General features: G+C 41.6%; 10 protein-coding genes and 1 tRNA gene. 9 read left to right on the forward strand and 2 right to left on the reverse strand.

From position 1 onward, the window contains the following. Window positions 1-14: 14 nt before the first annotated feature. A complete protein-coding gene (locus CPBP_RS04285; RefSeq protein ID WP_350331631.1) occupies window positions 15-728 on the reverse strand; it encodes a hypothetical protein in 714 nt (237 codons plus the stop codon). Between the two features lie 121 nt (window positions 729-849). Here CPBP_RS04285 and CPBP_RS04290 point away from each other — a divergent pair, with 121 nt between their 5' ends. The 9 genes from CPBP_RS04290 (at window position 850) to CPBP_RS04330 (ending at window position 11,656) form a co-directional block, all read left to right on the forward strand. Beyond that, the gene (locus CPBP_RS04290; protein ID WP_350331632.1) at window positions 850-2,109 is read left to right on the forward strand and encodes a phosphoglucose isomerase-related protein; all 1,260 of its coding nucleotides are present in this window, start codon (window positions 850-852) and stop codon (window positions 2,107-2,109) included. Between the two features lie 48 nt (window positions 2,110-2,157). Further along, complete coding sequence (locus CPBP_RS04295; protein WP_350331633.1) at window positions 2,158-3,090, forward strand: hypothetical protein; 933 nt, start codon at window positions 2,158-2,160, stop codon at window positions 3,088-3,090. 175 nt (window positions 3,091-3,265) lie between these two features. Continuing rightward, window positions 3,266-4,582 carry a DNA recombination protein RmuC gene (locus CPBP_RS04300; protein WP_350331634.1) on the forward strand — a complete coding sequence of 439 codons (1,317 nt, stop codon included), beginning with the start codon at window positions 3,266-3,268 and terminating at the stop codon, window positions 4,580-4,582. Then, complete coding sequence (gene def, locus CPBP_RS04305) at window positions 4,579-5,112, forward strand: peptide deformylase (RefSeq protein WP_350331635.1); 534 nt, start codon at window positions 4,579-4,581, stop codon at window positions 5,110-5,112. The genes CPBP_RS04300 and def overlap by 4 nt, the downstream gene beginning before the upstream one ends. A 60-nt stretch (window positions 5,113-5,172) precedes the next feature. Next, window positions 5,173-5,247: transfer RNA gene (locus CPBP_RS04310), tRNA-Val, on the forward strand. Between the two features lie 101 nt (window positions 5,248-5,348). After that, window positions 5,349-6,830 (forward strand): substrate-binding periplasmic protein, encoded by a 1,482-nt coding sequence (locus CPBP_RS04315; protein WP_350331636.1) that lies wholly within the window; start codon window positions 5,349-5,351, stop codon window positions 6,828-6,830. Between the two features lie 7 nt (window positions 6,831-6,837). Then, window positions 6,838-7,941: an efflux RND transporter periplasmic adaptor subunit gene (locus tag CPBP_RS04320; RefSeq protein ID WP_350331637.1), complete on the forward strand. Its 1,104-nt coding sequence runs from the start codon at window positions 6,838-6,840 to the stop codon at window positions 7,939-7,941. Further along, the gene (locus CPBP_RS04325; RefSeq protein WP_350331638.1) at window positions 7,931-8,476 is read left to right on the forward strand and encodes a hypothetical protein; all 546 of its coding nucleotides are present in this window, start codon (window positions 7,931-7,933) and stop codon (window positions 8,474-8,476) included. The genes CPBP_RS04320 and CPBP_RS04325 overlap by 11 nt, the downstream gene beginning before the upstream one ends. A gap of 12 nt (window positions 8,477-8,488) precedes the next feature. Next, complete coding sequence (locus CPBP_RS04330) at window positions 8,489-11,656, forward strand: efflux RND transporter permease subunit (protein ID WP_350331639.1); 3,168 nt, start codon at window positions 8,489-8,491, stop codon at window positions 11,654-11,656. A gap of 817 nt (window positions 11,657-12,473) precedes the next feature. On the opposite strand, the gene CPBP_RS04335 is transcribed toward CPBP_RS04330, so the two are convergent. Continuing rightward, window positions 12,474-12,887, reverse strand: coding sequence for a hypothetical protein (locus CPBP_RS04335; RefSeq protein WP_350331640.1), 414 nt, complete (start codon window positions 12,885-12,887; stop codon window positions 12,474-12,476). Window positions 12,888-12,909 lie beyond the last annotated feature (22 nt).

The following is a 12,909-nucleotide window of genomic DNA, read 5'->3' on the forward strand; positions in this document are numbered from 1 at the left end:
TCTCCTTGTTACGTTTATGCTGGCGCTAGTTTTGATGGAGCCTCTAGCTCCAAATCATCGTGCTTTTTCTGTACATGATGCGAATCTTGCCAGTGATGAGACAGAACGGAAAACCGCATTAATGATTTAACCGTATCTACGTTGGATCCCTCTAACGACCCCTGACACACCTGATAATGCTGAGGAACAACCTCAGGATCTGTCGACGAGTAATATCCTTTCAAATCGTCATCACTCATTTGCTGTTCGTTGGCAAACTCAACAACCTTGATTTTTCCCATGATTCCATTGGGGGTGGAGACCGTTCCATTTGGACTAATTACGACAGATTCTTTGTCTTCTAAAACAATAGGAGCGCCACCGTCGTTTAGCAAAGGATATCCGTCTGTATTAATAACTTCGCCAGTGGTGCTTAGATGAAAATGACCGTTGCGAGTATATCTAATCCCTTTGGGCGTCATCACCGCAAAATAGCCCGACGTAGTTGCAAGATCTAACTTTTGCCCCGTGTACGTTATCGGACCATGATTGAGATCCCGAACGACGCCAGCAAATTTCACATAGGACACATCCCCTTGAACGTGCTCTTCAAATCGTGGTTTTGTCGCTTGAAATCCTGACACCTCTTTTTTAGATATAGCCTCTGCTAAATACTCAATCTCTTTTTCAATGGCAAATTGCCGAGACATCATAATAAGGCTTGAATTTTTTGCTCCGGGCATTGGCATTGTCGTTCCTCAATAAATCTTTCTATGGAATGTTAAGCAAGGATCGTGCCAACCTAGAAAATCGCAAATCTCAACTCAAAGATTGTAACCAGATTACTTACGTATTATAGTTTGATAAACTATGAAACAGGCCGTTATGATTAACATCAATACAGATCATCTAAAACAGATTAACCCCTTTGAATTTACCCAATCGCTATCAACGGCCGTTCGTAAATTTAAAGATGTACATTCTAATCTCCCAATGTTTCGTCTACAAGAAAACCTAAAAAAGGTCTTGGCTTATGGTCATCTTGCAGAAAAAACTAAAGAGCGGTTTACAGATATTGTGCTTCTGGGAACAGGGGGATCCAGCCTGGGCGCTCAAGTACTCTGCAAATTATCCCGATTAGAAGACGACATTCGAATCCATTTTTTTGATAATATTGATCCGTTAACTTTCAAACATTTTTGGGAAAAAAGCCGATTAGAAACGACCTTGTTTTTAGTCATATCCAAATCAGGAACAACCCCAGAGACATTAACACAAGCAATTATTGCCATTGCCCGAGTTGAATCTGTCGTGGGGAAAAATAGAATATCTGATCACTTTATTGTTGTCACCGAACCAAAATCATCCCCCCTTAAAAAATTGGCCGATCGATATGGTTTTATGTGTATCGATCATGATCAAGGAATTGGTGGGCGCTTTTCAGCGCTATCCCTTGTTGGATTATTGCCAGCCATGCTAATGAGCGTTCCTGTGGATCGCGTTATTTCTGGAGCTCAAACACTTTATACTGAATTTCTGCTAAACCCAGAAACGCATCCCATTACTGAAAGCGTGGGTCTAATGCATCAAACGGCTCAAACTTTAAACCTTACCCAAACCGTATTTATGACTTATGTTGATCAATTGGAACCCTTGGGTCGATGGTTTAGACAGCTGTGGGCTGAAAGCCTGGGAAAGAACGGCAAAGGGACAACCCCCATTAACGCGACAGGAACCGTTGACCAACACAGTCAGCTGCAATTGTATTTAGATGGTCCCAAAGATAAATTGTTCACCCTTATAACGCACCCACTGAATTGGGTTGGCGATCAAGTATCCACAGAGATTTCACATGCGATTGGGTTTGAGGATATGTCGGGCCGCACAATGGGTGATCTAATGCAGGCAGAGCAATCTGCCACAATTCAAGTTTTAAAAAACAACACCCGCCCAACACGCATCATTGAAATAACAGAGGTGTCTCCAGAGGTTGTTGGCGCCTTAATGATGCAGCTGATCCTTGAGACCCTTCTGACAGCAGACGTTATGAGTGTTAACTGTTTTGACCAACCCGCGGTGGAACAGGGCAAAATATTGGCTCGAAAATATTTAGAAAAATCTATTGGATAAAATCAAACCCCGACTATATTAGTCGAAAACCAAAGACGAGGCAGTACAATGATAAAAAAAACACTTAAACTGTGCCTATTAATTGGCCTGGTATTACCGATAACCAAAGGTTCTGAAACGATCGAACTTATTGTAGCGGAACAATCTCCGAAATCAAGCTTTCTTCACCTTGTTGAGCGGGGCAAGGAAATTCAAGCGAGGATTCTTGAACAAAACTTATTATCTTATATGGGGCGTCACGATAAGTTAACTGAGCGCAGCAGCACGATCGATCGAATGCTTGCGCTATTTTTAGCTCATCTAAGACACGCTCAACAGCCCATCACAGGATATGACACTATCTTAGAAGATATTCGGGCGCATCCGGATGCCGCAGAGGTCGCTCGACAGCTGCTCCAAATGGAAGAGCTTTTTGGCCTGATAAGAACCGGTCAACTATCTGCGGACACCCTGGCTCAAGTCACAGCGAACCTCGACAAGAGAAAACAAAAAACCATGGCTATCCGACTTGGCGTAATTATGCAACGCGTAACAGAATCTCAAATCGCAAAGGAAATAACCCTACAGCTTTTGGAGCAGACCAGGACGATGTTTGAGGGCGACAAAGGAAAGTTGCGGCTTTACCGAGATGAAGAGGCGGTATCAAAGTGGACGCTAGACTCCCTTTTGCTTGCAGACCTTGCTGCTCCCGCAGATGAAGAGCGACCATCCCTTCTTGCAGACGTTGTTAGGGATTATATAGAGTTAACCCAATCTATCACAACAGAAGAAGCTGCACATCTACAGAAAAACATCGGATTATTACAAACAAATCGAGAGCAGTTGGTCGCTATCTTAGAAGAAGCAAGAGCTCAAGAAAAAACACCCACGAGCGACGCAATGATTGCAGCCCTTGAAAAAGACATTGCTGATATTGATGGCTTTATCTTAAGAGATCATCAACGATTGGAAAAACTTAGCTCTCCAGCGCATGAAAAATAAAATGAAAATAAATGTTTGCATACGAAAAATAAAAATGTTATAAAATATGTATAGCTCTTAACAAAACTAATAAGAGTTATAATCTCAAATGCGATCTCCTTAATAAAGGCAACTTTTATAGTTGCCTTTATTATTTATAACGTTAAACTACACACAGCAACTATATAAAATTAAAATGTCATTAGAGCTTATTATATTAATCGTGGGCGCAATAACCGCCGTTATCGCGTTCATTTTTCAACAACGAAAATATGAATCGTTGCAATACAGATACATGGAAACCGACAGCCAGCGCCGCGAGCTAGGCGTCATGCTAGAGCGCGAACGGCTAGCCTTTGAAGAAAAGCTGCGCTATATGGAAAACATGCACCGCCAGTTTTCTGATCAGTTTAAAGCGCTGTCTGCCGATGCGTTAAAAATGAACAATCAAAGTTTTTTGCAACTGGCAAAAGAATCTTTAGGGGCATTTCATCAGCATGCTCAAACTGATTTAACCCATCGACAAAAATCAATTCAGGAAATGATTCAACCTCTGCACACCACGCTGAAAGACGTTGATGTAAAAATTCAAGAACTTGAAAAAAGCCGCGTGGGCGCTTATGAAGGACTAAAGCAACACTTAAGCTCAATGCTGGAAAGCCAAAAAGCACTGCAAACAGAAACATCGAACCTTGTAAAAGCATTACGAGCACCCACCGTACGCGGACAATGGGGCGAAATGCAATTACGTCGTGTCGTTGAAATGGCAGGCATGTTATCCCATTGCGATTTTATGGAACAGGTAAACGTGGTCGGGGAAGAACGTCGATATCGCCCAGACATGGTCGTAAACCTGCCCGGCGGGAAAAAAATTGTGGTGGATGCCAAGGCTCCGCTATCTGCATATTTGGATGCACTAGATGCTCCTGACGAAGAACAAAAGAAAGAATTTGTAAAACAGCATGCGCGTCAAATTCGCCAACACATCAAACAACTTAGCAGCAAAAGCTACTGGGATCAGCTGGGGTTACAACCCGCGCCAGAATTTGTGGTATTGTTTTTACCGGGTGAAGTTTTCTTTTCTGCAGCCCTGGAGCAAGACCCAGGATTGATCGAGGCGGGCGTCGAAGAAAAGGTTATTTTAGCAACACCAACGACTCTGATCGCATTGTTGCGCGCAGTAGCCTTTGGCTGGCGCCAAGAAAAAATGACTGAAAATGCTCAGGAAATCAGCCGCATCGGAAAAGAATTGTATAAACGATTATCTGACATGGGTGATCATTTTTCTAAATTAGGGCGCAACATCCATGGTGTCGTTGACGCATACAATCAATCTGTAGGAACGCTGGAAAAACGTGTTCTTGTTTCTGCGCGTCGACTAAAAGATCTTGATGTAGTTTCTCAATCCGAGGAAATGGCAGATATTGTTGTTATAGAAAAAACCGTTCGGGACTTGAATTCCCCTGAGTTTTATACTAATAAAACAGAGGATGATCTAAAGGACAACTCATGACTGTTTTAAATGTTTTAATTGCACCACATTCAACGCTGTCTACAAAAGCGGCGGTCGTTACAGTATTTGATGACGCTCTTCGTCAACAACTAAACGACATGACTGAGACAATGTATGCCGATAACGGCATTGGGCTTGCCGCCAATCAAGTGGGCATATTAAAAAGAATCATCGTTATGGATATTGGCGATGATAACAGCTTGACGCGCGATCCAAACCCTATTAAACAAAAGCTATTCTATTTCATTAACCCAGAAATTGAATGGACGTCAGACGAAAAAGTAGTCTTTGAAGAAGGCTGTCTATCGGTTCCTGGGCAGGGTATTCCTGTTGAGCGATCAGCATCCCTTCGTTTGCGCTATCACGACGAAACTGGAAAAGAAAAAACAGAAACATTTCATGGATTGCAAGCGCGGTGTATCTTGCATGAGATCGATCATATTAATGGAAAGACAATGCTGGACTATCTTTCAAAGTTAAAAAAAGATTTGGCTGTCCGCAAGATTATGAAACATTATTCATCAAGATAGATTGAACCCTTGCAAAAAAATAAAAATCAGTATATTTAGAAAATATCTATAATTTCAAAAGGACATATAGCTCAGCGGTAGAGCACTACGTTGACATCGTAGGGGTCACAGGTTCAATCCCTGTTATGTCCACCACCTAAAGCGCCGAAAAATAAACGCCACAAAAAAATAAAGAATAAATCCTTTTTTAATATATTTTAGATACAGTAAACAGGTGTTATGAGAACTTTTGAAAAATGCGCCCTTTTTATTTTTTGTTTTTGTTGGTCTCTTTGATTGGATCCAGCTTTGGATCCACCAGTATAAAAATTGGTTGGGTATCCCGATTACCCTACAGCTATCAAACAAACAACTATAGTATTTCCCAAGTTAGCGGTTTAGACATTGACTTTATCCGAGACCTTGCCCGCAGATTAAATATAAAAGTCACACTTGTTCCTATCAATGAAAAAGATGTTCTCAGGTCGATTTCTAATCACGAGGTCGACGCCATTTTAGGATATCCAATCAACAGTTTACCAAACGTTACGTGGTCAGAATCCTATCGACAAGAAGCCTATGTTGCATATCTGTCGGCAAATTCTAAGGAGTACTTTTATACACCGCAACAATTATTAGACACAATAAGCGAGACAAACCCTCTTGGACTTACGTCCGCTCGCAATTTGGGAGACGCCACCTTAAATGACTTTATCAACGATCCCAGAAATTCGACAAAAACTCACAAAACCCACAATGAATCTGATTTGCTGGAAGAATTTTTACAGGGTTCTTTAAACATGTTCATTGGCGATCGCATAGTTTTCTCAACGCTGCTACACAAATTACACCAGTGGAAATACGTGCGCGAAATCAATTTAGATTTACATCGACCCATTGCGCTGGGAATTTTAAATCACAGTCCGCTGATGCAAAAGATTGAAGATATCAATCTTCAAATTACGGCAATGCACAAGGATGGAAAGATTGATCGATTATTCACTCAATACCTAACGCCGGCAGTACTAATGCATACTATCGACGAGGGGTGGTTACGCTTGATAGAATTAATCGGCATTGTGTCTTTTGCGATTTATGCATTTATTCATGGCTTCTACAGACACATGGCGTTTGTAAAAACAGTTGGTTTTTCAATGGTCGTTGTCTTTACCGGCCCCGTACTTAAAGACATTCTTACCACCGGACACATTGAGTTCTTCAGAAACCCATACTACTTGTCCGTTGTAATTGGAATCATATTCGTAGCCCATGCAATTATTTCGACATTGCGCTCTTTGTCATACCGACAAATTCGAACCTATATTGTTTCTGAAAATAAAGATCGCTGGATTCAAGAAATCACTTGCGCTTTAGGCTTGGCCAGTTATACGATTAGCGGTGTCTTGTATGCTATTACCAGCGCTGACACTGGTTGGTTTTGGGAGGGAATGTTGGGAACTATTACAGCCACATCAGGCTTATTAATCGCTCACGAATTGTACAAGCTACCCTCTAAAATTAATTTCCTTTTTGTAGAAATATCCTTTGGGTGGGGCACTTTGCTCGCCCTATACTTTACACTGTCACGAAGCACTATAAATTTTGATCAAGAAAGCATCTTCCTGGCCGTAATGACGACCCTGTTTGGCATTTTCTTAAGTAGAATGCTGGCACTTTATCATCAAATTTCTTCCATAGGATTTGGTCGAAGACTACGTGAAACCCTAGATAATTTATGAGAACATTATGAAACACCCAAACACAGTAAGACAAACTCTTAAATCAATTCCCAAGAATTTCTTATTTGGCGGAATTGGGATTATTATTCTATTAATTCTAGTTTCTAAATTTTTTCCCGGATCAGAAGATCTTAAACATCCGGCAGCAGAGTTTAAAGTTTACGCCCATCCATCTAAAGCAACAAGCGAAACAATCACGCTTAGAACCTCTGGCACATCTAAAGCAAGTAAGAAAATTAATTTGTTAAGCGAAACATCAGGACAGATCTATCGTATTCACCATCAAAAGGGACACACTATTAATATTAATGAAACCCTTGCAACAATACAACTTGAAGATCGAAGCCAATCGCTAAAACAAATAAAGGCGGCCTATGAACTGGCGAAACACAATCTAAACATTACCAAGCAGCTTGCTAAGGACAATTTCAGATCTGACATCAACTTAAAAACCGCACAAGTTGAATATGAAACCGCAGCAACAAATCTGGCAAAAATTGAAAAAGAGATTAAAAACACGGTTATAAGCGCCCCGTTTAAAGGCGTCTTGGGCGACGTCTTATTAGAAGAGGGCAGCGTTGTTGCGCCCGGCATGCCTGTTGCCACACTGCTTAACCTTGATCCGATCCTGATACAACTGTACATTTCAGAAAAAGATTACGGTCGCGTTATCTTAAATCATGCGGCGCAAATGCGTTTTTCAAACGATGAAAAAGTGTCTGGAAAAATCACGTTTATAAGCTCTATCGCCGACCCCAAAACACATATGTTTTTGGTAGAGGTTTCTATAGATAATCCAGAATTCAAATTTCCAGAAGGGGCAACCGCACAAGTTGATATTCCAACCGTTGAACAAAAAGTACATAAAATTAACCCTTCTATATTGTCTATCGATCAAAACGGAAACATGGCTGTAAAAGTCATAAACGCAGAAAACAAAGTTGAATCTTATCCAGTAAAGCTTGCCCAAAGCGCCGGCGACATTATTTGGGTCACTGGATTACCCGACGAAACAATTGTGATTGACTATGGTTCAAACTTTGTAAATTCTGGGGAAAAAGTTCAATGGGAACCCTCAGAAAAATTAAAAGGTCCAGAGCATGCGCAATAAGGTTTTTACATTTATTGTGACGTGTTGTTTGGTTGCGTGCAGCAATGATACTCAAAATATCGAACCAACGCCACTTGTTGTGAGCGCACGTTTCGATATTCCTGCATCACCCCCAAAAGACATAGAAAAATATTTTACGAACCCGCTGGTTAAGGCATTAAAATCTGCACCCCACGTGTCCATCACACATGCCATTGCTTTAAAAAACGGCGCAACCGTGGTTGTGTTTTTTGAAGATGGAATTAAGTTTGCAGAAGGTGAAGACATCATTACATCCGTGCTTACATCAGTAAAATCGCCAAAGAAATTTAACACTGTTGATTTTACAGAATTATGCGGGGACGACTTGTCTCAAAGTGATTTGATGCATATTGCAAAAGCAAAAGGCGTAAAATCAGAAAGTGTGTTTGATAATGTCATCACCGTATCCGCCGATATAGCAAAAAATATACTTCCTTCAGAAGAATATAATTCTATGTTTGCAAACGAGTGCGATGAGCCTTCAACCGCTCCACTGTATGTTCTAGAAAACTAAGGAAGCAAAACCATGATGAGATCAATTGTTGAGTTTGGGTTACGACAAAATCGTGCAATATTATCATTGCTGGTGTTAATCTTTATTGCGGGTATCTCAACCTATATTAAAATACCTAAAGAATCATTCCCAGACATTAAAATTCCCATCATGATTGTTCAGCTAACACACGATAGCATCGCCCCAGAAGATGCTGAGCGATTGTTAATACGTCCGATGGAAAAACAGCTGCGCACCCTTGAAAACTTAAAAGATTATAAGTCAACAGCCTTTGAAGGGGGCGCAAATATCACCCTAGAATTCAACGCTGGGTTTAACGCAAAAGAAGCAAAAGATGCAGTTAGAGACAAAGTCGACATCGCCAAAGCAGATCTTCCCACCGAAACGCTTGAGCCCAATATTATTGAAATCAACACCAGCAAGTTTCCAGTTTTGACAGTAAAACTATCGGGCGCCGTGCCACAGCGCACATTGATCGAACTGGGTAGAACCCTTAAAGATGCCATAGAGGCAAATGTGTCAGAAGTTCTAGAGGTCAACATGCTTGGCGACCGAACAGAGCAGGTTGAAATTCAAATAGACCCCGTCAAATTGGAAAACTATGCTGTTGATTTGATGCAAGTCATTCAACAGTTTTCAGCCAACAATGTCATGGTTAACTCTGGCAGCTTAGACACCGGCAAAGGACGCTTTCCTGTAAAGGTTCCAGGATTAATCAATGATGTAAAAGACTTATTCGATTTCCCCGTCATGATGAACGGATCACAGGTTGTAACATTCAAAGATATTGCAGATGTAAAGCTTGTTTATCAAGATGCAACCTCATATGCCAGGGACCGTGGCCAGCCTGCAATTGCGCTGGAAATTACAAAAAGAACCGGCGAAAATATCATTGAGACTATTGAAAAAGTAAAGTACGTATTAAGCCAAGCAAAAGCTAGCGATCAGTGGCCACAAGCCGTTGAGGTTGGGTTTTCTCAAGACCAAACAAAACACATTCAAGACTTTTTGTTCACCCTCCAGAACACGCTCATATTTACTTTGATGCTTGTAATTGGGGTGATTGTTTACTCTATGGGTGTTCGTCCGTCTATTTTAGTCGGGCTATCGGTACCAGGATCATTTTTGATTGGGTTGCTGCTTCTAAATGCTATGGGATACACCATGAACATGATCGTGCTGTTCAGCTTTATTTTGGCGGCTGGAATGTTGGTGGATGGCGCCATCATTGTGGTTGAATATGCGGATCGGCGAATGATTGAAGGCGTCGATCGCGTAAATGCCTACAAAGACGCCGCACATAAAATGCTGATACCTATTCTAACCTCTGTTGGAACCATCGCCATTGTCTTTATGCCGTTGCTATTTTGGCCTGGCCTTGTGGGTGAGTTTATGAAGTTTATGCCCATCACGCTTATCATGACGCTTGGCGGATCAATCATTATGGCGGTGTTTTTTACGCCGATATTGGGCGCAATGACCGCAAAGGTTGATCTTGCGCATTATGAAAAAAGCAAAGACGATATTCTTGCTGCTCAAAATTGTAAGTTTGACGAAATAAAAGGCATCACGGGTAAATATGTAATGTTGCTGGAAAAGCAACTACACCACCCGTGGAGATTAATTGGGGCGGGTATATCTTCTTTGATTATTGTCCAGGTTGTTTATAGCTTTTTAAACAATGGTGTTGTGTTTTTTCCCGATACCGATCCCGAACAAGCTCAAATTAATATCCGAGCCCGCGGAGATATGTCCGGACTTGAAAAAGATGCTCTGGTTTGGCAAGTGGAATCTCTTATTTTAGATATGAAAGAACTAAAATCCATTTACGCCCGAACTGATGCGATTAAGGGTGGAACAAAAGGCGCAATGGACAAAGGCAGCCCGCCCGACACCATTGGAACAATTTTTCTAGAATTTGATGATTGGAACAAACGTCGCAGGGTTAATGATATTTTAAAGGAAATCAAGCAACGCTGCGCCGGTGTACCCGGAGTTATTCTGGACGTTTCTGTTCAGAAAAGCGGTCCACCATCGGACAAGCCTATTGATATTGGTTTAACGGGAACTTCTTTGGATTCATTAATGAAAGCAGCCGATATTTTAAAAGACAAACTAGTCGCACTTGGTGGCGTACAAGATGTTGAAGATAGTCGATTTTTACCCGGCGTACAGCTAAACATTAACGTTGACCGCGTCGAAGCTGCAAAGTATGGAGCAACCATTCAAGCTGTCGGGGGAGTCTTGCGCATGTTAACCACCGGTGTAAAAGTTGGAAGCTATCGAACAGAATCAAAACGCGACGAACTGGATGTTCTGCTGCGATTTAATCCCAACTATAAAAACTTTGATGAGATTGCGCACCTAAGGTTGCCCACACCATTAGGTTCAGTTGCTATCAGCCAATTTGCAACTCAATCATTCTCAGACAAGGTTGGAACCATTCGTAGGCTAAACGGTTCGCGAATTATTAGCGTAAAAGCAAACGTCGCCGAGGGTCACTTGGCCAGCGACAAAGTAAACGCCATCAACGAATGGATTGAAAAATCGAAACCTTTTTCAAAAGACGTCAGTGTCGTTTTTAGAGGAGAAGACAAAGATCAAAAAGAATCTGGTGCATTCCTAGGAAAAGCGTTTATGTGGGCGATTATGCTAATGTTGTTCGTGTTGATTCTACAATTCAACAGCTTCTTTAGCGCCTTTTTGGTATTAAGCGCTATTGTAATGTCCACAGTCGGCGTCTTTATCGGATTAATGATTCATCAAATTCCATTCAGCGTTGTTATGGGGGGCGTCAGCATCATTGCGCTGGCGGGAATTATCGTCAGCAACAATATTATTCTGATCGACACATTTGATGAGACCGTTAAGAAAATTACGGACGTTAAAACCGCCATTTTATATACGTGTGCTCAACGACTAAGACCTATTGTGCTAACACATATCACGGTCATCTTGGGGTTATTACCGATTGTCTTTTTGGTTAACATTGACTTTGTTAATATCACCATTACAATTGGCGACCCGGCGATGGAATTTTGGCAACAGCTTGCGATCTGCATATCGTATGGTGTGGCCTTTGGATCGCTGCTAACGTCATTTGTAACACCAGCAGCACTGATGGCTAGACACAAATTCCGTGAAAAAAGAAGGCTGACTAAACAGGCTCTCGACCGGTAACGTGCCAACCTGCGGTTGGCTGCGTGCCGTTGCACCCATTAGGTTTGGTCAGGCGCGATTGTGGAGATGTGTAATAAATGAGGGACTGTTAAAAACAGTTTAGGATGAGAGATTTTTGACCTACCTTCGGCGCAGGAGGGGTAAGGGTGAAAAATGATTTTGAGATGTTTTCGTGAAGAGTAGTGGTTTAGTTCCTTTGTTTTGTTTGAAAGCGCTGTGTTTGCAGTTTTCAAAGTTAAGTTATATAAAATCCGTGTCAGATCACATCGGATCTAACCTAATGGATTCAGCGTCACGCTGTTTAAAACCGAGTGAATCCCCAGTAACCCGCACGTGCAAAAAGAACCCCATTTCTTACACGAATGGGGAAAGGCGGACTTTAGTATACTATACAAAGTCGGTGTTTTACGAGCCCGTCGGCTCTGGGTTTTCAGACTTAACCTGTTGAGAGTTTTTCAGGTGAATTTTAGAAATGAGAAATCGAGCGTCGTAACATAGTGCAAGCTATGTAATGAGCGCAGATAAGCCATTCCGTAAACGGCATCTAAAAAAGATCCACAACAAGATGTCTGTTCTGGGGATTCAGATTCGGCATGTGTCCTTTGAGTCTTTCAACCAAATCTCGTCAAGGATCTGGTGTCAGATCATTTGGCTGAAATACTGTTTGGACATCGAATGCAAAAAAGGCTACCCAGATTTTGGGTAGCCTCTTCGCAATTCTATCTATTAGTATCCATATTATTTGCACACTGTCAAGAAAATATTTTCGCTATTCGGCAAAACTATACTTTTTGTCTGCATCACCCTTTGTTTTGCATTAGCGTGACTCTGAGATTATTAATAATATTGCAGCTCTGCCAGCCTCAATATCGAGCAACCCAAGCTGAGCCTCTTGAATATTTTCTGGTGTTGCGCCAGGGCTCGTAAGGCAAAGCTCATATAGTGCTGCAACTCTTTCAAGACCGTGAACCTGAAGAGCCTTTAATCTATCCTTATGTTCTGGTGTGGCTTCGGGGGTGCCACATAATGCGACCAATCTGTTAAAATCTGGCTCCACAAGCGCGTGCAATTCTTGTGCTGTGCTTAGAATATCAAAAGGGGTGAGCATAGTCTGTTGTGCTGCCCCCGGAGAAGCGACCGCTTCGGTTACCAAAAAATTGTCGATTGTTGCAAAGGCTGCTGATGTTGTTAATGCTGCTGTAATTAATAATGATTTAAGCATGTGTTTCATAATGGTGTCTCCTTCACTGGAT

This window comes from Candidatus Bodocaedibacter vickermanii (genome assembly GCF_014896945.1).
GTDB classification, from domain to species: Bacteria; Pseudomonadota; Alphaproteobacteria; order UBA6184; family UBA6184; genus Bodonicaedibacter; species Bodonicaedibacter vickermanii.

Coding starts and splice junctions, on each gene's coding strand:
- CPBP_RS04285 (WP_350331631.1), bottom strand. CDS start 728: ATGCCAATGCCCGGAGCAAAAAATTCAAGCCTTATTATGATGTCTCGG.
- CPBP_RS04290 (WP_350331632.1), top strand. CDS start 850: ATGAAACAGGCCGTTATGATTAACATCAATACAGATCATCTAAAACAG.
- CPBP_RS04295 (WP_350331633.1), top strand. CDS start 2,158: ATGATAAAAAAAACACTTAAACTGTGCCTATTAATTGGCCTGGTATTA.
- CPBP_RS04300 (WP_350331634.1), top strand. CDS start 3,266: ATGTCATTAGAGCTTATTATATTAATCGTGGGCGCAATAACCGCCGTT.
- def (WP_350331635.1), top strand. CDS start 4,579: ATGACTGTTTTAAATGTTTTAATTGCACCACATTCAACGCTGTCTACA.
- CPBP_RS04315 (WP_350331636.1), top strand. CDS start 5,349: ATGCGCCCTTTTTATTTTTTGTTTTTGTTGGTCTCTTTGATTGGATCC.
- CPBP_RS04320 (WP_350331637.1), top strand. CDS start 6,838: ATGAAACACCCAAACACAGTAAGACAAACTCTTAAATCAATTCCCAAG.
- CPBP_RS04325 (WP_350331638.1), top strand. CDS start 7,931: ATGCGCAATAAGGTTTTTACATTTATTGTGACGTGTTGTTTGGTTGCG.
- CPBP_RS04330 (WP_350331639.1), top strand. CDS start 8,489: ATGATGAGATCAATTGTTGAGTTTGGGTTACGACAAAATCGTGCAATA.
- CPBP_RS04335 (WP_350331640.1), bottom strand. CDS start 12,887: ATGAAACACATGCTTAAATCATTATTAATTACAGCAGCATTAACAACA.